Raw genomic sequence first — 21865 nt, forward strand, 5'->3', positions numbered from 1 at the left:
CGCGGCATTATGCGGATAAGTTGAGCTTTTGTCAATTGTCGGCAGGAGCGAATTGTTAAGAAGTCGGCCAATCTGGCGATTATGGTGGATAAAACAGTCGCTTAGCTTTGGTGTAAACTAGCGGTGAGACGGTGTTGAAGGCTGAAGGAGAAGGGTTCTGACCGGGAAATTATTAAAATCGACCGCCGTGGTGAGTGCCATGACCATGGTGTCGCGGGTGTTGGGTTTTTTGCGTGATATCGTGGTGGCGCGGATGTTTGGCGCGGATGCGACCACGGATGCGTTCTTTCTGGCATTCAAAATCCCGAATTTTCTCCGCCGTTTGACGGCAGAAGGTGCATTTTCACAGGCATTTGTCCCGGTTTTTACCGAATACAAGGAACAGCGCAGCGAGGCTGAGCTCAAGGAGTTGCTGGACCGGGTGGCGGGCGCCTTTGGTTTGGTGCTGTTGCTCATTACGCTGATTGGGGTGGTGGCAGCACCGCTGCTGATCATGGCGTTTGGGCCAGGATTCCTGGAGGACGAGCATAAGTACGGCCTGGCCGTCGACATGCTGCGAATAACCTTTCCCTACATTTTGTTTATTTCGCTGGTGGCGTTTGCGGGCGCGATTTTGAATAGTTTTGGCAAATTTGCGGTGCCGGCACTTTCACCGGTGTTGCTGAATTTGTGTTTGATCGCTGCCGCCATTTGGCTGTCGCCGATGATGGATGAGCCTGTCTACGCTTTGGCCTGGGGGGTGTTTGTCGCAGGGGTGGCGCAGTTACTGTTCCAATTGCCGTTTTTGATGAAAATTGGCTTGTTGCCCCGGCCTCGCTGGGGCGCAGCGCACGAAGGGGTGCGGCGGATTGGTCGTTTGATGTTGCCGGCGATTTTTGGCTCATCGGTGGTGCAAATCAACCTGTTGCTGGATACGGTGATTGCCTCGTTTTTGGTGACGGGCAGTATTTCCTGGTTGTACTACTCCGACCGTTTGGTGGAGTTTCCGTTGGGTGTGTTTGGTATTGCGCTGGCGACGGTGATTTTGCCCAAGCTGTCCAAGGATGTGGCGACCAAGTCGATGGAAACCTTTTCGCAGACACTGGACTGGGGGATGCGCTGGGTGCTGGTGATAGGCGCGCCGGCGACAGTGGGCTTGATTCTGCTGGCTACTCCTCTGATCACTACGCTGTTTTATGGTGGCCAGTTTGGCGAAGATGATGTGAAAATGTCGGCATTAAGCCTGATTACCATGTCGATTGGTCTGTTGGCCTATATCATGGTGAAGGTGTTGGCGCCGGGGTTTTATGCTCGCCAGGACACTAAAACCCCGGTGCGCATCGGCATTATCGCCATGGTGTGCAACATGGGTTTGAATATCGTGATAGTGGTGCCATGGGTGATGCTGGGCTACGTGGGGCCGCATGCCGGTCTGGCGTTGGCGACGGCGGGTTCGGCGTTTCTCAATGCCGGCATGCTGTTTCACCGGCTGCGCAAGGACGGGGTGTACCACGCCCAGCCCGGTTGGGCGCTGTTTGGTTTGCGGGTCGGTGCAGCGGCGCTGGTAATGGGGGCGGTACTGTTCTGGTTTGTGGAGCCGCTGGAGGTCTGGACCCAATGGTCGGGGATGGAGCGGGCAATGCACCTGATGCTGTGGCTGGCGGTTGGGTCCGGAGTCTATTTTGCCACCCTGGTGCTGAGCGGATTTAAGCTGAAGCGGTTCTTGCGCGGCAGTTTTTAACTGTGAGACCCGGAGCGCGTCCGGTATAATCGCCCGCCTATGGAAATCATTCGCGGGCTCAACAATCTCAAGGCGCGTCATCGTGGCTGTGTGGCGACCATCGGCAATTTTGATGGTGTACATCGCGGCCATCAGGTGATTTTGCAGCGTTGTCGTGAACTGGCAAAACGCATGAATTTGCCGCTGCTGGTGATCACCTTCGAACCCTATCCCGATGAATTTTTTGCGCGGGGCAATGAGCCACCGCGGCTGACGCGTTTTCGTGAAAAATGGGGCTTGCTCGCCCAGCAGGGCGTGGATCGGGTTTTGTGTCTGCGGTTCAATCAATCGCTGGCCGGGATGGATGCCACTGATTTTATCCGCCAGGTGTTGGTGGAGGGATTGGGTGTGCGCCATTTGGTGGTGGGCGACGATTTCCGCTTTGGCAGGCAGCGGCAGGGCGATTTTGCTATGCTCTGTCAGGCAGGCAAACAGCATGGTTTTGTGGTGGAAAACACCTCAACAGTGGCGATCGACAGCGATCGTGTCAGTAGTACCCGGGTGCGTAAGGCACTGCAGGCGGGGGAGTTGAGTCAGGCAGCACAAATGCTGGGGCGGCCCTATTTCATCTGTGGCCACGTTGCTCACGGTGACAAGCGCGGCCGAACCATAGGCTTTCCCACGGCGAACATCCACATGCATCGCAAGGTGGTGCCGCTGAAGGGGGTGTTCGCGGTCAGTGTAGACGGGTTGGCGGCGAATGCCTTGCCCGGCGTGGCCAATGTGGGTTTGCGACCGACGGTGGATGGTAGCCGCATGCTGCTGGAAGTGCACTTGTTTGATTTCGAACAGCAGATTTATGGCCGCCATGTGCAGGTAAATTTTCATCAGTTTATCCGTGCCGAGAAAAAATTCGATGGCCTGGAGGCCCTGAAACAACAGATCGCAGCGGACAGCACTGCTGCGCGAAACTTTTTTAAATTGCAGTCCAACTAGGAAAATATCCGTGTCCGAGAACAGCTACAAACATACTCTGAATTTGCCTGAAACCGACTTCCCGATGCGCGGTAATCTGGCGCAGCGCGAACCGAAAATGTTTAACGAGTGGTTTGAACAAGGGCTGTACGAACAAATTCGCGCGGTGTCAAAAGGACGTCCCAAGTTTGTGCTGCACGATGGCCCTCCCTACGCCAATGGCGAAATTCATCTGGGTCATGCGGTTAACAAAGTACTGAAAGACGTGATTGTTAAATCGAAAACGCTGGCCGGATTTGATGCGCCCTACGTGCCCGGTTGGGACTGTCACGGTTTGCCGATTGAATTGCAGGTTGAGAAAAAAGTTGGCAAAGCCGGCGAAAAAGTGTCGGCAAAACAATTCCGCAAAGCTTGTCGCGAATACGCTGGCAAACAAGTTGAACTGCAAAAGGAAGGATTCAAGCGTCTGGGCGTGTTGGGTGATTGGAATAATCCCTACCTGACGATGAATTTCAAATTCGAAGCCGACATCGTGCGCGCGTTGGCGAAAATTATCGACAATGGTCATTTGCACAAAGGCTCCAAGCCTGTGCACTGGTGTGTGGACTGTGGTTCGGCACTGGCTGAAGCGGAAGTTGAATACGAAAACAAGCGTTCACCGGCGATTGATGTGCGCTTCTCCGTATTGGATGACGCAGCGTTTTTGGATCGTTGCCATCACGTGGACAACGTCGGCAGTGGCCCACTGTCCGTCGTGATCTGGACAACCACGCCCTGGACCTTGCCCGCAAACGAAGCGGTGGCACTGAACGGTAATCTGGATTACGTCATCGTCGAATGTGTTGGTGAACACGGAACCGAGCGTCTGCTGTTGGCCGAGGCAATGGTCAAAGAAGTGATGGGACGCTGGAAATTTGAAGAGCACCGCGTCATCGCCTATGCCAAGGGTGAAGCGCTGGAAGGCGTCAAACTGCAGCATCCGTTTTATGACAAACAGGTGCCGATTATTCTTGGCGATCACGTGACTACCGATGCCGGTACTGGTGCAGTTCACACTGCGCCTGCACATGGTCAGGAAGACTATGTGGCCGGTTCGCGCTACAACCTGCCAGTGGAAAATCCTGTGGGCGGCGACGGCAAATTTATTCCCGGCACTGCGTTGTTCGAAGGACAGCATGTGTTCAAGGCGAATGACAGTGTGCTGGAAGTGTTGCGCACCAATGGCAAATTGGTACACGCAGAAGCATTGAATCATAGCTATCCGCATTGCTGGCGTCACAAAACGCCGATTATTTTCCGCGCCACGCCGCAGTGGTTTATTTCCATGGAACAAAATGCGCTGCGCGATCACGCTAATCAGGCAATCAAAAACGTGCGCTGGATTCCCGAGTGGGGTCAGGCGCGTATCGAAGGCATGGTGGAGAAACGCCCCGATTGGTGCGTGTCTCGTCAGCGTACCTGGGGTGTGCCTATCGCCGTGTTCGTCCACAAGGACACTCAGCAGTTGCATCCGAAAAATGCCGAACTGATGGAGCAAGTTGCCCAGCGCATGGAACAGGCAGGAATCGATGCCTGGTTTGATCTTGAGCCGGCAGAATTGTTGGGCGCAGATGCGGCCAATTATGTGAAGGTTATTGACACGCTGGATGTGTGGTTTGACTCGGGCGTGACGCACTACGCGGTGCTGAATCAGCGTGATGATTTGCACTTCCCCGCCGATTTATATCTGGAAGGTTCTGACCAGCATCGCGGCTGGTTCCAGTCTTCGCTGTTGTCGTCGATTGCCGTGCATGATGTGGCGCCCTACAAACAAGTGTTGACGCATGGTTTTACCGTGGATGAAAAAGGCCACAAGATGTCCAAATCCCAGGGCAATGGCGTCGACCCGAAAAAAGTATGCGGCGACTTGGGGGCAGATATTCTGCGTCTGTGGATTGCCTCGGCGGATTACCGTGGCGAGATGACCTATTCACCAGAAGTGATGAAGCGCGTTGCGGATGCTTATCGCCGTATTCGCAACACCGCGCGTTTTTTCCTTGCCAACCTGAACGGGTTTGATCCTGAAACCGATTTGCTGCCTGCGGATCAGTTGCTTGAGCTTGATCGTTGGGCGGTGGCGCGTGCTGCCAGACTGCAAACCGAATTGCAGACTGCCTACGAAAAATATGAATTCCACGTAGTTGTGCAAAAGCTGCAAAATTTCTGTTCGGTGGAAATGGGCAGTTTTTACCTGGACGTGATTAAAGACCGTCAATACACCACCAAGGCGGATGGTGTGGCGCGACGTTCGTGTCAGACCGCCCTGTATCATGTGGTGCAAGCGTTTGCCCGCTGGATTACGCCGGTGTTGAGTTTTACTGGCGAGGAAATTTTTGCGCAGATTCCAGGTCAAAGCGACAAATCTGTTCTGTTGCAGACCTATTATGATTTTCCGGCATTGAATGTCAGTGCGGATTTTGACGATGCGTTCTGGATGGAAGTGGTTGAGGTGCGCGAAGCAGTCGCCAAGCGGCTGGAAAAGCTGCGCGTCGATGGCAAGATTGGTTCTTCGCTGGATGCGGAAGTGACGTTGTCCTGCGGTCAGGAGTTGTTTGCCAAGCTGTCGCGCCTGCAGGATGAATTGCGATTTGTGTTGATCACGTCTGCTGCCAAGGTGCAGCGCGAAAGTGCCAAAGGCAGCAACGACACGCATATTAAACTAGAGGGCGGCGATGAAATGTGGATTGCTGCGGTGGCAAGTGAACACGCCAAATGCGCACGCTGTTGGCATCTTCGTGAAGATGTTGGAACGCATGCAGAACACCCGGAGTTGTGTGGTCGCTGTGTGGAAAACGTGGTCGGCGATGGCGAACAACGTCAATTTGCGTAAGCGAAATTAAGAGACAGAACAATGCTGAAGAAGTGGGTTTGGCTGGCAGTGCTGGCGGTGGTGCTGGATCAGATCACCAAAATTTGGGCAAATGGCGCGCTGGAATTGCATCAGCGCGTGGATTTTCTGCCGATGCTGAACATTACCCTCATGTACAACGAAGGTGCGGCATTCAGCTTTTTGAGTAATGCCGGTGGCTGGCAGCGCTGGTTTTTTACCGTGCTGGCGATTGCCGTTTCCATTTTCATTATCGTCTGGCTGCGCAAGTTGCCTGAGGATGAAAATGTGCAGGCAGCGGGCTTGTCGCTGGTGTTGGGTGGTGCGATAGGTAACGTGCTTGATCGAATGATGCATGGACACGTTATCGACTTTATTGATTTCTTCTATCAAAGCGAAAGTTGTTTTGTGGGCTTTTATTACGGTGGCAACGGTGAGTGCCATTGGCCAGCGTTCAATATTGCAGACTCAGCCATTTTCCTTGGCGCGATTTTGCTGATTGCGACCAGTTTTAAATCCGAGAAGAAAAACCCGCAGGAGCTATAACGTGTCCCAGCGAATTCATGTGGTCGCTGCGGCCATCGTTAATGCGCAAGGCGATGTGTTAATTGCCAAACGCGCAGAGCATTTGCATCAGGGTGGCTTGTGGGAATTCCCTGGTGGCAAACTCGAATCGGGCGAAACCGCGCGCGATGCCTTGTCGCGTGAATTGCACGAAGAACTTGGCATTGATGTGCTGGAAGCCCGTCCCCTGATTCGCGTCAGTCATGACTACAGCGACAAGTCGGTGTTGCTCGATGTGTGGCAGGTGTCGCGCTTTGCGGGACAGCCGCACGGACGCGAGGGGCAGCCGATTGCGTGGGTGGCGAAGGCGAGTTTGCAAGATTACGCGTTCCCTGCGGCGAATCAGCCTATTGTCGATGCGCTGCAATTGCCAACGCATTATCTGATCACCCCTGATCCTGCCGACGAAGCGACGTTTCTTGCCGGTTTGCAACGCAGTCTGCAGGCGGGCATCAAACTGATGCAGTTGCGCGCCAAGGGTTTAAGTGAAACCGATTATGCTGCGCTGGCGAAAAAAGTAATTGAGCTGGCACATGCGCATGATTGTCGGGTGCTGCTCAATGCTGCGCCGGAAATGGTGCAGCGTTTGGGAGCCGATGGCGTGCATCTGGATAGCAAGCGTTTGGCGGCAGCTATAACGCGACCGCTGCCGGATTCGTTGTTGGTGGCGGCTTCGGGTCACAGTCTGGACGAATTGAAAAAAGCCGAAGCCATCGGCGCGAATTTCGCGCTGCTGTCTCCCGTGAAGTACACCAAATCACATCCGGATACCGAACCGCTGGGCTGGGAAATGTTTGGACAGATCGTTGATCAGTTGGCATTACCAGTGTACGCCCTGGGGGGCGTGAGTGATGTGGATGAGGCTGAGGCGTTTGCGCACGGCGCACAAGGTTGTGCCGGAATCCGAGGTTATTGGCGCGAATAACCTCGGGGGTGTGGTTAGGCTTTGCCCGCAACTTTCAGACGTACCACCGAGTCGATTGCGGTCGGGCTCTCCGAGCGTGCGACGGCTTTTTTTGATTCTCTTTCCAGTTTGATTCCCAGATAGCGATTGATTGCCGCCAGACCTTTGTTGGCGACGACCGCTGCGCCGAAATGGTAATAGCTTAGTTGGCAGCGCACAGGCTCATGCAGTCCGCGGCCAGTGGCTTGGAAGTCGGTCCAGGCCACAATCGGCAAGTCATTTTGCAAATGATCTACAACGACCCAGGAATCTTCATCGATTATGACTTCCAGATGCTCGTATCCTTTGATCGGGAAGCGCACAACTTTGGCTAGGCGGTAAAGCGCCAATCGGGCAGCGTTATATTGTTTGGAGTCGACCAGGGTGTCGGCGCAAGAGTATTTGGGCAGGTTTTTGAGTCTTGACATCATGACGCGTTCCTCCGTGACGAAAGCCTCAGTGCTGTCAACGCAAGGAGTATGCCGGAGTGTGGTTGTGCCGGTTGTCGGAGTCTGGAGACAGTATACAGAGGGGTATATCTGTGATAAAAATTGCGGAATTTCTCGCTTTATTCTTTCCTCACGAAGATAAGGGCGTCGCTGGATTCCTCATGTCATTTGCTTACCGCATTTTGTTTTGCCTGTTGCTGCTGTTGACGCAATCGGGATGTGCCATGTTCAAAGATATTGCTGATGTGCAGGACATCAAGGCGTGGGAGCGTGACATTGTTGCGCAAGATAAAATGCAACTCGATGCCAATTCACTAGACAGAATGGCAGACGATAAAATTTATTTTAGTCGTGAAGCCTCTCGCGGCGGCGGCAGTTTTGGTGGTGGAGGCTGCGGATGCAATTAAAAAAACGACAGATACGTCAAGCGCTGGCGACAGCGACGTGCAGTTTGCTGGCAGGTGTTGCTGCTGAATCGCAAGCAAAAGATGGTGAGTGGGAAGTAAAAGCGTCAACGCTGTTTTACAAAGAAATTGATCGCATCAATGTTTACGAAGAAACCTTGTCGCTGAAAAAAGAATTGGCGCAGGACGAAAGCATTTCCTTGAAGCGCACCCATGACATCATGACAGGAGCTTCACCGACAGGTGCCGCTGCGCCGACGGCGACACAGACATTTACCACGCCCTCAGGCAGCGATGTAACCAATACGGCAGGCGAGTCGCCGCTGGGAAGATTTCAGGATATTCGTACCGCCTACAACGTGACCTGGGACAAACCCATGAGTCGCTTGTTGAAGGCAAGCTGGGCGGCGAATTTTTCGTACGAATACGATTACACCTCCGGTGGTTTGAGTGCCTATTTCAGCAAGGATACCGAGAAGCGACGCGTTACCTGGAATTTTGGTGCATCGGCCAATTACGATCGCATTCGTCCAAACGGTGGGGTACCTACGGGGTTGGCGGCGACCACGGACACGGCGCGTTATCCATCGGATCAGAAATTTATGATGGACTGGTTGCTGGGGTTTAGCTCGGTGATCAATCGCAACACGCTGGGTTCGATGACGTACATGGGCGGATTTAGCGCCGGCTACATGAATGATCCCTACAAAGTGATCAGTCGTTTGAATGTGGATGGTTCACCAAGTGGTTCGGAGCAGTTTGAAAAGCGTCCCGACGAGCGCAACTACAACAGTTTGCATTGGCGTGCGGTGCATCAGCGCAAAGAATCACAATATGCGGGTGACGTGGTCGATTTGAGTTATCGCTTTTACTGGGATGACTGGGAGATGGACTCGCACACTTTGGAAGGTCGTTATCGTCACGATGTGAAAAACGGCAGTGACGGCGAATACTGGCAGGGGCATGCGCGTTTGTATCGCCAATCGGCAGCCAGTTTTTATCACTATGGTTTGCCTGTGCTCAGTCCTGATCCGGGGTTTGCCAGTGCCGATTATCGTTTGGCGACGGCAGTGACCTCCACGCTGGGTTTGCTGTATGGCCGTAAAATTTTCAAAGACATTGATATGACGGTGCGCGGAGAATATTTGCGTCAGTGGTACATGAGCGGCGATATCACGCCGCTCAATGCAATTGCAGTACAGGGCAGTTTGTATTATCGATTCTAGAAACCAGCGATGACCGGCTCGCCGCTGAACACTTGCGGATTTTTCACGCCGAAATAGTGATACATGCTCGACGCCAGCGCAAACGGCTCGAACTGATAACTGCCAGCAGTAGGTGAAGTAAATTGGCGATTCACGCCACTGTCGCCGACGCGTTCGGTGGTGCCGACGATTTCGCCCAGTTTGCGTGCGTTGGCTGACAAGCCTTTACCGCCAAATGTGTACAGATTCTGATTGGTGCCGTGATCCCAGCCCAGGGATTCGTTTAGATTTACATTGCGGCCAAATTCGCCATACACGTTGATGATCACCTTGTCCGCATGGGCCACGCCTTGGGCGGTGGCCGCTTCAAGGTGTTTTACTGCGGCATTGATCGCGACAAACAATTCTTCCATCCGTGCCGGATAGCGGCGCATCATTTCCGAGTGATCATCCCAGCCGCCTAGGCCACCACTGCCGACACTGACAAACAGAGTGTCAGGGTTATTAAGCACCAAACTGACGGCGGAGCTGAGGCGTTCGCCAAAATTGCCAGTGCCGTAACCATAGGTGGCGGCGTTGTCGGTGACGTTACCAATTTTTTCGTTGATATGAACAGCAGCTTCGGCGCGTTGAATTAAACTTTGGTGCGTCATCGGATAGGCGCTGGCTGCGCTGGTTTGGCGTGCGAGTTCTTCAATCGCCAAATCAATCGCGCCACCGTTGTTGAGCCCGGCGGTAGTGCGATCAGTGCGCACATACGGATTGAGCACTTTGGCATTGAGTGCAATAGGTTTTAGTTCGGGCAGGATGGCAAGATCGCTGGTGTTGAAGACTTTGGATTCGCCTTCAAAACTGACGAAGGGAAATACCACATCAGACAGCGGTCGCACTGAACCATCGGCATAGCGGAATGGATTGTTGTTCTGCAAAATCCACGCGAGCGTGGTTGCCATGCCGGGTGTGTAGACATTCAGATTGCCCACCAGATTTTGATGTACACAAATGCCGTGGGCACGATTGGTGTCTTTGAGGCGATTCATGGTGCGATAAACAGTCATGTCGCCGGAGGCGAGCAAACTTTCCATGATTTCGCCGCCTGCGCCTTTCCAGAATGCATTGGGCGTCACCAGTGAATTGGCTTCGTTGGGATCGAAGCCGTAACTGACACCATCGATAGTGGTGCGTGGATAGCGGTTTTGTGAATTGGCGTTAATGTCGATGATGTTGCTCAAATTGCCGGCAAGCTCTGACGGACCGCCATACAAAAAAATGTTAATGAAACGCGGCATGCGATCAACCGTGAGCGTGGTGTCAAATTCCACGTCCAGTTGATCGTAACCGGCAGCCATGATTTTGCCGGAAAACAAACTCGTGGTGATCAGGCCGGGAACCGCGAGGTTGGCGCCGATAACGCCTAATCCCTGGAGAAAACGGCGGCGATTAATATTCATGCTGCGGAACCTCTTCAAATGCAGGCAGGTGATAGGTTTCGGCCAGGCGCGAGGTGTAATCAAAAACGATGTAGGCGCGATTCATTCGTGTGGTGACGTTGTTGGTTTGAAAAATGGTTTGCATTGCCTGCAGCTCCGCTGGTGTTGCCTTGCGCATCACTGCGTTCAGGAATAAATAGTGAATGAAGTCCTGATCCGACAATGCGTTCACTTGGGGTGATGTAATTAAATCCGTTGGCCATTGGCCACGGGTACGCAAAAACAGTTCGTCGCGAATTGATTTGTGATAATTGGCCAAGCTAAGTGAATCCATGGGGATCTTCCACGGTCTGCCCAGTTTGTAGGTCATGCTTTTTTGCGTCATGTTGGCCAGGTTGGGCACGTTGCTACTGGTGTCCTCGCTGGTTTTGCCGCTGAAAAAACCATTGGCGGCAACCCAGCGCAGCCGGCCGGCACCGGCGAGGAAATTTTCCTCGTAGGAACGTGGCCGTGTGACCTTGGTGAGATATTCGTAACTGAAAACGATGGCGTCGAATAGTTCATCAAAATGCACCGGATTGGCGGCGGTGACCGAATTGAGGAAGGCTTGTTTAAACTCCACGCTGTAGCCGTAAAAGAAATGATCAATCAGGCGTGATGTGATCGATGGAATCAGGCTCGGGTGTTCGGCAATGGCGCGATAAAACTCGTCACAGGTGCGGATGCTATCGCGATTGAGCAAGCCCAGTTGCGGCTGCTGATTGACCGGCGCGCCGTCGTATTGCAGCATATAACTGTTGTTAACATTCAAAAACCAGTTTTTACACGCAGTTGATGCCTTGGGTACTTCGCTGTCGTCGAAGCGCAACAGGAAAATTTCCATCATCTCGCGAGTATTGTCTTCCGGTGAACGAAAACGCCGCCAGTTTTCCTGGCTTATCATGTGCTGGTAAACGATATCGCGAATGGTGTGATTTTGTTCCATCGAATGAATGAGGCGCTCATACACCGTCTGCGCATCTTTTGGAAATACGCTGTCGAGTTCTAACCCCGGAGAAAACATGATGTTATTAGTGAGCTGGTAGGCGATCCAGTGATAATAGTACGTGCGGGTGATGGGCATTTCGTGCAGCATTGCCATCGCGTAGGCCGCAGGACGTGGATTGTCCATGCCCAATGAGACGCCGTGTTTTTGTTGCACAAGATTGGCGTAGTAAGTGTCGTCCACCACAGACTTGTGCAAGTTTTGTTTGAGCTGACGAATGCGCAGGCTGTGTTGCTTGAGTTGCGGATTTTCCAGACCTTTACTCAGATCAAAAAAATCAGCAGCGGGTTCGCCTTTATACAGCGTGGACAGTAATTTGTTGTAGACCTGGTATTGCTGCAGTGGCGTCATCGCCGCAAGATCGCCGTCGTTGATGGGGCGAGCAAAGCCGGTGGGCTCTGCCGAATTGAGCGGCTGTTTGGACTCGATACAGCTGGCCAGGGGCAAGCAGGCGGCGAGACAAAGAATGATGGGGAACCGCATTGACTACTCCATAGTGCCTTGTGTGGTTATCGTCCCTGGGGACAGTTTTTCCCGGCTGCATTGTTTGGCCTGAGAGCGAGTTCACGCATTAGCGTTGAACCCAATGTTTAACTTGTTGTTCCTGCAGAAATTGTTCTGCGAGCTTGCCGTGCAGCATGGCAAAGGTGGCCAGTATGCCGGCCTCAACGCAGGTTGACGCATGCACGGTCACAGTGCGTGGTGCTTCTGGCACTGGCCAGCCGGTGTGCGGGTCCAGAATATGGCTGTAGCGCACGCCGTCTTTTTCCAGATAGCGGTACGTATCACCGCTGGTGGTCAACGCGCCGTGATGCAATTGCAGGCGTTTGATATGTGCCTGTGCCGGATCAATGCGGTCCATGCCCACCAACCAGGGACTGCCGTTTGCGCGTGGTCCCATCGCCAGTAAGTCACCGCCAAAATTTACCAGAAAATGACTGAAACCTGCCTGCGAAAGTAGCAGCGCCGTGCGATCCACCGCGTATTCTTTGCCGATACCGCCCAGATCAATTTCCATGCCCACTTGCAGTTGAATGCTGGGCCGCTGCCAGATAATTTTGTTCCAGCCCACCAGAGGCAAGAGTTGCGCAACCTGATCGGTGCTTGGCAGGTGATCACTGCGATCGAATTTCCACGCGCGGCGCAGCACGCCGGAAGTGATGTCAAACAGGCCATCGCTGAGCTCGTAACAGGTGGTTGCGTAATCCAGCAATTGTGCGGTTTCTGGATCAACGCTGACCGGGGCGCCGTTGTTGTGATTGATCTGAAAAATAATATTGTCGTTGCGGTAGCGACTGAATTTTTGCTCAATTCGCAGGGCTTCCTGCTGCGCAATTTGTGCGGCAAGCGTCGCCTGTGAGCGACTGACCTGATCGATTAGCAACTCGCACGGGCTGGCCATGGCAGAAAATTTTACCAGCCAACAGTCGTCGCGTTGTTCCATTTCAAAGGGAGGATTCATGCGGGCCCATCATGTCAAAACGGTGAGGGTGCTTCAATGCAAACTTGCTGGCCGGTGGTTGGATGAATAAATTGCAATTGCTGCGCGTGTAGCATTAATCGCGGCCCAGGTCGACCATACAAATCATCGCCGATGATCGGTGCATTTAATCCGTGTGCGTGAGCGGCATGGACGCGCAATTGATGGGTGCGGCCTGTTTGTGGAAAAAAATGTACCCGCGTGCTGCGGTCGTCGCGATCAATGACCTGCCAATGGGTGAGTGCCGGCTTGCCGTAGTTGTAACAAACCATTTGTCGAGGCCGGTCGAGCAAATTGACGCGCATCGGCAAGTTAATGTCGCCGCTGAGTACATCATCCGCCAGGCGGCGATCGAGCAGTGCGACGTAGCGTTTCTGCAGCGTGTGCTGCACAAACTGACGTTGCAACAGTTTGTGGCAGCGCGAATTTTTGGCGGCGAGCAGAAGACCGGAAGTTGCCAGATCCAGGCGGTGTAGCAGCAATGGTTGATCTGGATGAGTTTGCCACAATCGCTGTTGAACAGAATCGGTGATGTCAGTGCCGGGAACTGACAGCAAGCCAGCAGGTTTGTTGATGATGACAAGTTCATCATCCTCGAACAGAATATCCAGCCCGGCTGGAAGATGGTTGTCGACATGCACTGGCGCAGATTCTACGGCCAAACCATCCAGTAAAAACGGCAACAACACATGGCAGCGACTACGACAGCAGGGATAGTGTTGGCGATGATGGCGAATTTCATCGTTGGTATCCGACGGCCCCCACCAGAATTCACTGAGCGCGATCGGTGTGAGCTGATGTTGATTGGCAAAGTTTAACAATTTTGTTGCGGCACATTCCCCGGCAGTGTGAGGAATCGTTTGTCCGGCAAAAAAACTGGCCACGCCGCGTTTGTTTCCGCTGCGGTTGTGCAATTCTCCCAGATCAATCAGTAGCGTATGTTGTTGTGCCTGCAGTTTGTTTAAGCGCAGTTGCCATTGCTGCAGTTGTTGTTCTGCACCGAGCAGAGCGGCTTCGACGTCGGATAATTGTTGTTGCCAGTGGCGTTGGCGAGCCTTCATTACGCGCCTGTCCTGCTGGCTTTGCTGGGCAATCAACCGCAGTTGTTCATCGTAGGTTTCAGTATTTTCATCAAGCGCTGCGCGCTGTGCATCGCGATTAATTTTGTTGTGCTGATGCTGGTCGTGCAACGCTTGCAGTTCAGTTTGCCGTTGCTGTTGCCATAGATCGCGTTGTTGTTGCCAGTGTAAAAATTCCGGGTCCTGGTGTAGGAGGGCAATGGCTTGCAGGCATTGCTGTTGTTGCTGTTCGTTGTGGATTTGCGCACGTCGCTGGTCGATGGCAGAAAAAATGGCCGGGACAAACAGGTCGTGCTCAGCGTGATTGAGGGTGGTGCCCTCGAATGCGCTTAAATAGCCGAGCGAGTTATCCGGATGGCGCACAACCAGCACGCCAAACATGCGATTTTCGCCGATAGCGAGCCGTGCAAGTTGTTGCTGCAGCAATTGAGCGGCGTGTTGTGCCAAGGGGTGAGCCTGGCTGGCAAACGGGCTGGGAATGCGTTCGGGCAGGGAGGCGTCATAGGTCAGAGGCTGAATCAGCGACATGGCGGCGTGTTTCGCAAAAATCGAACTCCGGATTTTACATTAGCCAAACGCCAAGATGATGTAAAATTAGCGCAGTGATCATCGGGCGGGCTGTATTCCGCCATAGTTAAACTCTGGAGCAACAAATGATAGACAAGAACAAGGTTGTGGCACTGCACTACCGCTTGACCGACGTTGATGGCGCGGTACTGGAAGATTCGCAGGAGGTTAATCAGCCGCTGCATTATCTGCATGGTCACAATGGTTTGATGCCGCCGTTGGAGCAGGCGCTGCAAGGCAAGAACGTGGGTGACAAGGTCAGCGTGACGCTGGAACCAGCCGATGCGTTTGGTGAAGTTCAGCAGGATGCGACCCAGCGCGTGTCGATCAATCACGTGCTACGTGATGGCAAAGGCAAGCCCAAGTTGAAGCCTGGCATGGTGATCCAATTGAACACCAAAAACGGTCCTCGCCCGGTTACCGTGGTGAAGGCAGGTTTGAAAACGGTAGACGTGGATTTGAATCATCCGTTTGCCGGCAAGAGCGTGACATTCAATGTTGAAGTGTTGTCGGTGCGTGATGCGAGCGATGAAGAAATCGAGCACGGTCACGTGCATGGTGAAGGCGGTGTGCACCACCACTAGGGTGGTGCCCCCGGTAGGACTTGAACCTACGACCAACGGATTATGAGTCCGCTGCTCTAACCAACTGAGCTACAGGGGCATAACGTTTTATCGAGTTTGAAGGTGGCTGGTGCTACCTTCATTCGGGCTTCGCCCGAAACCAACTGTACCCTGACGGGCATAAAAGCTACAGGGGCAGATAAAACGGGCTTAAGTATAAACAAAAAACCGACCGCTGTGCAGACAGGGTCGGTTTTTTTTGCGGCGTTTTTTCCTGTTATTCCAGGAAGCTACGCAGCTGCTCGGAACGTGAAGGATGACGCAGCTTACGCAATGCCTTGGCTTCGATTTGACGAATACGCTCGCGGGTAACGTCGAACTGTTTGCCGACTTCTTCCAGCGTGTGATCCGTGTTCATGTCGATACCAAAACGCATGCGCAGTACTTTGGCTTCGCGTGCAGTCAGACCTTCCAGGACTTGCAAGGTGGCTTCACGCAGGCCTTCGAAGGTCGCAGAATCTCCGGGGGAGATCATGTTTTGATCTTCGATGAAGTCGCCCAAGTGTGAATCTTCGTCGTCGCCAATCGGTGTTTCCATGGAGATTGGCTCTTTGGCGATCTTCAGTACCTTGCGGATTTTGTCTTCAGGCATGTCCATGCGCACGGCCAATTCTTCAGGGGTGGCTTCACGACCCATTTCCTGCAGCATTTGACGGCTGACGCGATTGAGCTTGTTGATGGTCTCAATCATATGCACCGGAATACGAATGGTGCGGGCCTGATCGGCGATGGAGCGGGTAATCGCCTGACGAATCCACCACGTCGCGTAGGTAGAGAACTTGTAACCGCGACGGTATTCGAATTTATCGACCGCTTTCATCAGGCCGATGTTGCCTTCCTGGATCAAGTCGAGGAATTGCAGACCACGGTTGGTGTACTTTTTGGCGATGGCGATAACCAGACGCAGGTTGGCCTCGACCATTTCTTTCTTGGCGCGACGCGCCTTGGCTTCACCAATCGACATGCGACGGTTGATGTCTTTGAGCATGCCGATGGGCAGGCTGGCAATTTGTTCAACTTCCGCCAGTTTCTGCTGTTCGCGGCGAATGTCATCTGCTGCAGCGGCGAGCTTGGCGGCGTATTTGAATTTGCCTTCCAGGAAGCCGTCTACCCACGCAGGATTGGTTTCATTTTCAGGGAATGAGGAAATGAAATCCTTGCGCGGCATGCCACAGACCTTGACACAGGTGTGCATGATGGCGCGTTCGTGTTTGCGAACTTCATCGATAAGCTGGCGCAATTGTTCGGCCATAAGATCGACAAAGCGAGGCGCCAGTTTGAATTCGGCAAAAAACTCAATGACGTCGTTGGCAGCTTTGACGGCCTTGGGGTCATGCGCGCCATGTTTGTCCATGGCCTTGAGGTGCTTTTCGTGCAGCTCGCGCATTTTGGCGAAACGGATGCGGGCTTCCTCGGGATCGGGGCCGGTATCCTCTTCGTCTGAACTGGAGTCATCGCTTTCGTCGTCATCGCTGTCGTCATCCGCAGCCGCAGCCACGTCAGGTTTGATGACATTGATTTCAGGCAATTCTTCCGGTGCATTGGGGTCGATGAAACCGGTGATCAAGTCGCTGATGCGACGACCTTGCGTTTCGATTTCGTCAGCAATTTTCAGGAAGCTTTCGATGGTTTTTGGATTGCAGGAAAGTGCGGACAATACTTCGCGTTGCCCTTCCTCGATCCGTTTTGCCAGCGTGATCTCGCCTTCGCGAGTCAGCAGCTCCACTGTGCCCATTTCACGCATGTACATGCGCACCGGGTCTGTAGTGCGACCAAAGTCGCCATCAACCGCAGCCAGGGCTGCCGCCGCTTCTTCAGCGGCATCTTCATCTGTCACCGATTCATCGGTCATGAGAATGCTGTCGGCATCGGGTGCATGCTCGTGCACCGGGATACCCATGTCATTGATCATAGCGATGATTTCTTCGATTTGTTCAGAATCGACGATCTCATCGGGCAGATGGTCATTAACCTCGCGGTAGGTCAAGAATCCCTGTTCTTTTCCTTTTGCGATCAATAGCTTAATTTGAGACTGCTGATCTGAATTCATAAGGCCTTTATTTTCAAATCTCAGTGCGTGGAAAAAATAGCGGGCTAGTATACACTAATTTCCAAACAGCGAGCATAAGTTGTACACAATTATGCGGCGAGGTAATTAGCGTTCGCGTAGCAGGCGGTTGAGTAGCGACTTTTCCTGCTCGTCCAAACCCACCAAGGTGGATTTTTTTAGCAGTTGATCCAGGCGTTGCTCGGCCGATTTTTTTTCCAGCACAGTTATCGTATCCAGAAACTCCTGTCCGACCTGATCCTCGGTGAGCAGGGGCTCCTGGGTTGCGAGTTTGTTCAGTGACACGCCTTCTTTGGTATGTCGCCAATGTTCTAATACGGCACCGGTACTCATATTGGGGCGATGGTGCAAAAGTTCAAGTAAATCGAGCAACAGTCGCATGCCGGGAAGTTCCAGCGCCTGCAGCGCGGGGCTGATGCTGACTTGTTCAGCCAGTGCCGGGCGGTGCAGCAGCAGCGAAATCGCATGACGTACCGGTGACGGTGTATCTCGCGGCGCGTTGCTGCTCATCGCCGGCCCTTGGAGCGAGTTGTCGCGCGTTTTGTTCCAGCGATCGCGAGGTTGCCATGGCTTCTTTGGCTCGCGTTCCGCAGGCGGCGTCGTGACGGCGGTTGTCGGCGTTTGTCCGTCCAGCAGCGCCTGGAGTTGCTGGCTTGGCATGTTGATCAGTTCTGCCAGGCGAGCAATCATCAGTTGTCGTACAACCTTGTCCTCGACCTTTTCGAGCAGGGGGCGGCAGAGTTGCAGCAGCTTTGCCTGCCCGTCTAACCCACGGATATCGGCCTGGCGCAGCAGATTTTCAAAGAAAAACTGACTAAAAGCTTGGGCTTTTTCCAGCAGGTTTTCGAACCCGTCCCGGCCGATCTTTTGGACCATGGTGTCGGGGTCTTCGCCGTCGGGCAGAAGCAGAAATTTCAGTTCGAGTCCTTGGCTGAGTTTGGGCAGCGAGGTTTCGACCGCACGCCAGGCGGCCTGCCGGCCAGCGCGGTCGCCGTCAAAACAGAAAATCACCTTGTGACAATGGCGCATCAGTAGCGCCAAATGGGCTTCGGTGATGGCCGTGCCCAGGGTGGCTACGGCGTAGCTGATGCCTTGCTGGGCCAGGGCGACCACGTCCATGTAGCCCTCAACGACAATCAATTGTGTCAGTTCGCGATTGGCCTGGCGGGCCTGGTATAGACCGTACAGTTCTTTGCCTTTGTGGAATAACGGGGTTTCCGGCGAATTGAGGTACTTGGGTTCGCCTTTATCCAGGATTCGACCACCAAAGCCGATGGTGCGGCCACGCCGGTCGCGAATCGGGAACATGATGCGATCGCGGAAGCGGTCGTACATTTCGCTATTGTCGCGTTTGATCAGCATGCCGCCCTGTTCGAGTTGCTGCTTGATCGTCGAATTGCTGCCGGCCAGTGCGTTTGCCAGGTGGTGCCAGCCATCGGGGGCGTAACCGATTTCAAACGCGCTGACGGTTTGGCCGGTCAGGCCGCGTCCCTTCAGGTAGGCGATGGCGCGCTCGGAGCCTTTGAGCTGATGGCGATAATACTGGGCGGCTTTTTCCATCAGGTCGAACAATTGCGGCGGTGCGCTGGCGGCGTTAGCAGGTGTCTGTTCGCTGACCGGCATGGCCAGTCCAACGCTGTCAGCCAGTTCGCGGACGGCTTCGGGAAATGCAAAATTTTCATATTGCATCAAAAAGCTGATGGCGGTGCCGTGAGCACCACAGCCGAAGCAATGGTAAAACTGTTTTTGCTGACTGACGGTAAAAGACGGGGTTTTTTCGCCGTGGAACGGACAGCATGCCTTGTATTCGCGACCGGCTTTTTTGAGCGGTACGCGACGATCAATGACGTCAACGATATCTACGCGTGACAGTAGATCATCGATAAACGTTTGCGGAATGCGTGAGCTCATGTGGCGTGCTTCCCGTGCCGGCTAATGCGGTTGCATTGTTGCGGTCGGCACAGGAGCAACAGGATCAGGCGAGCTTGCTGCGTACCTTGCCGCTGATGGCGCCCATGTCGGCGCGACCCTTGAGCTTGGTCTGCAAAATGCCCATGACCTTGCCCATGTCTTTGATGCCGTTAGCGCCGGTGGCGGCAATGGCTTCGCTGATGGCTTGGTCAATTTCGGCATCGCTTGCAGGCTCAGGCAGAAATTCGCCGATGATGGCGATTTCACTGGCTTCTTTATCGGCCAGATCGGTTCTGCCGGCGGATTCGTATTGGGAGATGGCTTCGCGACGTTGCTTGACCATTTTTTCCAATACGCTCAACACCTGCTCGTCGTTCAGCTCGATGCGCTCGTCCACCTCCCGCTGTTTAATGGCAGCCGTGATCAAACGCAGCGTGCCAAGGCGATCTTTGTCCTTGGCACGCATGGCATTCTTCACGTCTTCCTGCAGGCGGGTTTTTAGGCTGTCGCTCATGGCAGGGGCGGCGTCAGGCAATTAACGGCCAGCGCGGCTAGAAGCGCGACCAGCACGACGACCACGTTGCATTGCAGTTTCGCGCTGTGTGCGCTTCAACTGACGCTTAACAGCAGCCGCTTGCTTGCGCTTGCGAACTTGAGTGGGCTTTTCGTAGTGTTCACGACGACGTACTTCAGACAGTACACCTGCTTTCTCGCAAGAACGCTTGAAGCGGCGCAGGGCAACATCAAAAGGCTCGTTTTCTCTTACTTTTACTGAAGGCATTCGCTCTCGTATCCTTAATTACTGAATTCTGTGTTAGCACCATAAAAAACGGCCTCGGCGGCCTTTTTGGCTTATAAATCAAATGATTGCAGCCAGATTCGCCAAGGGTTTTTTGTAGCGGCGGTCAAAATATAGACCGACCCTTTAGCGGAACGGCGAATTCTAGCGCGTTGCTGGACAAAGCGCAAACATTCGCGGTGGGTTTTGCACATCGGCCGATACGGGTGATAATTCCCACGCAAAGACAACCAAGTGGTGGGCGTAAGTGAAAGTACTGGGTATTGAAACATCGTGTGACGAGACGGGCGTGGCCATATATGACACCCAACAGGGGTTGTTGTCCCATGTGCTTTATTCGCAAATCGCCCTGCATGAGGAGTACGGCGGGGTGGTGCCGGAGCTGGCATCGCGTGACCACATCCGCAAATTACTGCCCTTGATCCAGGAATCGCTAGACCAGGCAGGCTTGCAGAAATCCGAGCTGGATGGCGTTGCCTATACGCTTGGCCCCGGCCTGGCGGGAGCGCTGATGGTGGGGGCGGCCACCGGCCGGGCGATGGCCTGGGCGCTGGGACTGCCGGCCATTGGAGTGCACCACATGGAAGGCCATCTGTTAGCGCCGTTGCTGGAAACGCCCCGTCCAGAATTTCCATTCGTCGCCCTGCTGGTTTCCGGCGGCCACACCCAGTTGGTGAAGGTTGAAGGGATTGGTCAATACGAATTGCTGGGCGAATCGGTGGACGATGCTGCCGGTGAAGCCTTCGACAAAACCGCCAAAATGCTGGGGTTAGGCTATCCCGGCGGGCCGATCCTGGCCAAGCTGGCGCAACAAGGGGTGCCGGGACGCTACAAATTTCCCCGTCCAATGACCGATCGCCCCGGGTTGGATTTCAGTTTCAGCGGTTTGAAAACCTTTGCGTTGACTACCTGGCAAACCGAGCCACAAACCGAGCAGACCAAAGCCGACATCGCCTACGCGTTCGAGGAGGCGGTGGTCGAAACCATGGTGATCAAATGCCGCCGTGCCCTGCAGCAGACTGGTTATTCCCGCCTGGTAGTCGCCGGCGGCGTTTCCGCCAATCTGCACCTGCGCCGCCGGCTGCAGGAAATGCTGCAAAAGCAAAACGGCGAAGTGTTCTACCCGCGTCTGGCTTTCGCCACCGACAACGGCGCGATGATCGCACTGGTGGGGGCGTTGCGTCTGGAAGCGGGCGAGCGGGCGGAGCTCAATTTCAAAGCCCGGCCACGCTGGGATATGGCGAGTTTGGGGGCGGTTTGAACGGCTTTGGCGCAAAATGTTGTGTACTATTTTATTTGTTTATTTGTTGTACTATATGTGGTAGGCTAGGAACACTTTAAAGCCGCTCTAGCGGCTTTAAAGTGTTCCTGCCATCTGAAAAAACTTTTCTTTAATTTCAAAAAATTACTCTCAAAATACCGTTTGAAAGAACGTTTGATTGCGTTCATGGTTCGTCTCCTTGACGGGATAATAATACGTGTGATTATAACATATTTCTTTTGGTAACTAGTTGTTATTAAAGAGTTTATCTGTTTTGTCTGCTTGATGAGCAAGTAGGGGGCCGCTCCCGGATTCCGCTTCTCCGCATCCGGGTTACCAAAAACAATCCTGTTCGAGTAGGGTGCGCCGTGTGTACAGACCGGGGACATAGGTAACACCCTGTTCGGAGACATGGGTTACACTTTTATTTTCGCAAATCTAGTACACCTACTTTTTGATGTCGATAAAAGACGGCCAATATGCCGTCTACATTCGTT

General features: G+C 53.6%; 18 protein-coding genes and 1 tRNA gene. 9 read left to right on the forward strand and 10 right to left on the reverse strand.

Annotated elements, in window-relative coordinates:
* Nucleotides 1–157 precede the first annotated feature (157 nt).
* The 5 genes from murJ (at nt 158) to OEW58_02475 (ending at nt 7029) form a co-directional block, all read left to right on the forward strand.
* Entirely contained in the window at nt 158–1720 is a 1563-nt protein-coding gene (gene murJ / locus OEW58_02455; protein MDH5300206.1) for a murein biosynthesis integral membrane protein MurJ, read from the forward strand.
* 39 nt (nt 1721–1759) lie between these two features.
* Nucleotides 1760–2695 carry a bifunctional riboflavin kinase/FAD synthetase gene (gene ribF, locus OEW58_02460; protein MDH5300207.1) on the forward strand — a complete coding sequence of 312 codons (936 nt, stop codon included), beginning with the start codon at nt 1760–1762 and terminating at the stop codon, nt 2693–2695.
* Nucleotides 2696–2759: 64 nt separating this feature from the next.
* Entirely contained in the window at nt 2760–5543 is a 2784-nt protein-coding gene (gene ileS / locus OEW58_02465; GenBank protein MDH5300208.1) for an isoleucine--tRNA ligase, read from the forward strand.
* Nucleotides 5544–5567: 24 nt separating this feature from the next.
* Nucleotides 5568–6086, forward strand: a complete 519-nt coding sequence (gene lspA, locus OEW58_02470) for a signal peptidase II (protein MDH5300209.1) — start codon at nt 5568–5570, stop codon at nt 6084–6086.
* Between the two features lies 1 nt (nt 6087).
* The gene (locus OEW58_02475; GenBank protein MDH5300210.1) at nt 6088–7029 is read left to right on the forward strand and encodes a Nudix family hydrolase; all 942 of its coding nucleotides are present in this window, start codon (nt 6088–6090) and stop codon (nt 7027–7029) included.
* Between the two features lie 14 nt (nt 7030–7043).
* On the opposite strand, the gene OEW58_02480 is transcribed toward OEW58_02475, so the two are convergent.
* Nucleotides 7044–7478, reverse strand: coding sequence for a hypothetical protein (locus tag OEW58_02480; protein MDH5300211.1), 435 nt, complete (start codon nt 7476–7478; stop codon nt 7044–7046).
* Between the two features lie 242 nt (nt 7479–7720).
* On the opposite strand from OEW58_02480, the gene OEW58_02485 reads away from it, so the two are divergent.
* Complete coding sequence (locus tag OEW58_02485; GenBank protein MDH5300212.1) at nt 7721–7903, forward strand: DUF4266 domain-containing protein; 183 nt, start codon at nt 7721–7723, stop codon at nt 7901–7903.
* Nucleotides 7894–9126 carry a DUF3570 domain-containing protein gene (locus tag OEW58_02490; GenBank protein ID MDH5300213.1) on the forward strand — a complete coding sequence of 411 codons (1233 nt, stop codon included), beginning with the start codon at nt 7894–7896 and terminating at the stop codon, nt 9124–9126. The genes OEW58_02485 and OEW58_02490 overlap by 10 nt, the downstream gene beginning before the upstream one ends.
* Here the strand turns inward: OEW58_02490 and OEW58_02495 are convergent.
* The 4 genes from OEW58_02495 to OEW58_02510 all read right to left on the reverse strand — a co-directional run bounded on the left by OEW58_02495 (nt 9123) and on the right by OEW58_02510 (nt 14667).
* Nucleotides 9123–10556 carry a DUF1501 domain-containing protein gene (locus OEW58_02495; GenBank protein MDH5300214.1) on the reverse strand — a complete coding sequence of 478 codons (1434 nt, stop codon included), beginning with the start codon at nt 10554–10556 and terminating at the stop codon, nt 9123–9125. The genes OEW58_02490 and OEW58_02495 overlap by 4 nt on opposite strands.
* Nucleotides 10546–12063 carry a hypothetical protein gene (locus OEW58_02500; GenBank protein MDH5300215.1) on the reverse strand — a complete coding sequence of 506 codons (1518 nt, stop codon included), beginning with the start codon at nt 12061–12063 and terminating at the stop codon, nt 10546–10548. Before OEW58_02500 ends, OEW58_02495 begins: the two co-directional genes overlap by 11 nt.
* Before the next feature lie 88 nt (nt 12064–12151).
* Nucleotides 12152–13042 carry an FAD:protein FMN transferase gene (locus OEW58_02505; protein MDH5300216.1) on the reverse strand — a complete coding sequence of 297 codons (891 nt, stop codon included), beginning with the start codon at nt 13040–13042 and terminating at the stop codon, nt 12152–12154.
* A 14-nt stretch (nt 13043–13056) separates the two neighbouring features.
* Complete coding sequence (locus OEW58_02510) at nt 13057–14667, reverse strand: RluA family pseudouridine synthase (protein ID MDH5300217.1); 1611 nt, start codon at nt 14665–14667, stop codon at nt 13057–13059.
* Nucleotides 14668–14792: 125 nt separating this feature from the next.
* Here OEW58_02510 and OEW58_02515 point away from each other — a divergent pair, with 125 nt between their 5' ends.
* Nucleotides 14793–15290 (forward strand): peptidylprolyl isomerase, encoded by a 498-nt coding sequence (locus OEW58_02515; GenBank protein ID MDH5300218.1) that lies wholly within the window; start codon nt 14793–14795, stop codon nt 15288–15290.
* Nucleotides 15291–15292: 2 nt separating this feature from the next.
* Here the strand turns inward: OEW58_02515 and OEW58_02520 are convergent.
* From OEW58_02520 to rpsU, 5 genes are all read right to left on the reverse strand, one after another.
* Nucleotides 15293–15369, reverse strand: a tRNA-Ile gene (locus OEW58_02520).
* Between the two features lie 177 nt (nt 15370–15546).
* Nucleotides 15547–17379, reverse strand: a complete 1833-nt coding sequence (gene rpoD, locus OEW58_02525; protein MDH5300219.1) for an RNA polymerase sigma factor RpoD — start codon at nt 17377–17379, stop codon at nt 15547–15549.
* 105 nt (nt 17380–17484) lie between these two features.
* Entirely contained in the window at nt 17485–19308 is a 1824-nt protein-coding gene (gene dnaG / locus OEW58_02530) for a DNA primase (GenBank protein ID MDH5300220.1), read from the reverse strand.
* 64 nt (nt 19309–19372) lie between these two features.
* Nucleotides 19373–19822: a GatB/YqeY domain-containing protein gene (locus OEW58_02535; GenBank protein MDH5300221.1), complete on the reverse strand. Its 450-nt coding sequence runs from the start codon at nt 19820–19822 to the stop codon at nt 19373–19375.
* Nucleotides 19823–19843: 21 nt separating this feature from the next.
* Nucleotides 19844–20089, reverse strand: a complete 246-nt coding sequence (gene rpsU, locus OEW58_02540; GenBank protein ID MDH5300222.1) for a 30S ribosomal protein S21 — start codon at nt 20087–20089, stop codon at nt 19844–19846.
* Nucleotides 20090–20354: 265 nt separating this feature from the next.
* Between rpsU and tsaD the strand changes: the two genes are divergently transcribed.
* The gene (gene tsaD / locus OEW58_02545; GenBank protein ID MDH5300223.1) at nt 20355–21368 is read left to right on the forward strand and encodes a tRNA (adenosine(37)-N6)-threonylcarbamoyltransferase complex transferase subunit TsaD; all 1014 of its coding nucleotides are present in this window, start codon (nt 20355–20357) and stop codon (nt 21366–21368) included.
* The last annotated feature ends 497 nt before the right edge of the window (nt 21369–21865 follow it).

It is taken from the genome of Gammaproteobacteria bacterium, assembly GCA_029884425.1.
Lineage (GTDB): Bacteria > Pseudomonadota > Gammaproteobacteria > S012-40 > S012-40 > JAOUHV01.

Bases quoted from the DNA above. Each gene is read 5' to 3' on its own strand.
- ribF (MDH5300207.1), top strand. From the start codon at position 1,760: ATGGAAATCATTCGCGGGCTCAACAATCTCAAGGCGCGTCATCGTGGC.
- ileS (MDH5300208.1), top strand. From the start codon at position 2,760: ATGCGCGGTAATCTGGCGCAGCGCGAACCGAAAATGTTTAACGAGTGG.
- OEW58_02480 (MDH5300211.1), bottom strand. From the start codon at position 7,478: ATGATGTCAAGACTCAAAAACCTGCCCAAATACTCTTGCGCCGACACC.
- OEW58_02485 (MDH5300212.1), top strand. From the start codon at position 7,721: ATGTTCAAAGATATTGCTGATGTGCAGGACATCAAGGCGTGGGAGCGT.
- OEW58_02490 (MDH5300213.1), top strand. From the start codon at position 7,894: ATGCAATTAAAAAAACGACAGATACGTCAAGCGCTGGCGACAGCGACG.
- OEW58_02495 (MDH5300214.1), bottom strand. From the start codon at position 10,556: ATGAATATTAATCGCCGCCGTTTTCTCCAGGGATTAGGCGTTATCGGC.
- OEW58_02500 (MDH5300215.1), bottom strand. From the start codon at position 12,063: ATGCGGTTCCCCATCATTCTTTGTCTCGCCGCCTGCTTGCCCCTGGCC.
- OEW58_02505 (MDH5300216.1), bottom strand. From the start codon at position 13,042: ATGAATCCTCCCTTTGAAATGGAACAACGCGACGACTGTTGGCTGGTA.
- OEW58_02510 (MDH5300217.1), bottom strand. From the start codon at position 14,667: ATGTCGCTGATTCAGCCTCTGACCTATGACGCCTCCCTGCCCGAACGC.
- OEW58_02515 (MDH5300218.1), top strand. From the start codon at position 14,793: ATGATAGACAAGAACAAGGTTGTGGCACTGCACTACCGCTTGACCGAC.
- rpoD (MDH5300219.1), bottom strand. From the start codon at position 17,379: ATGAATTCAGATCAGCAGTCTCAAATTAAGCTATTGATCGCAAAAGGA.
- dnaG (MDH5300220.1), bottom strand. From the start codon at position 19,308: ATGAGCTCACGCATTCCGCAAACGTTTATCGATGATCTACTGTCACGC.
- OEW58_02535 (MDH5300221.1), bottom strand. From the start codon at position 19,822: ATGAGCGACAGCCTAAAAACCCGCCTGCAGGAAGACGTGAAGAATGCC.
- rpsU (MDH5300222.1), bottom strand. From the start codon at position 20,089: ATGCCTTCAGTAAAAGTAAGAGAAAACGAGCCTTTTGATGTTGCCCTG.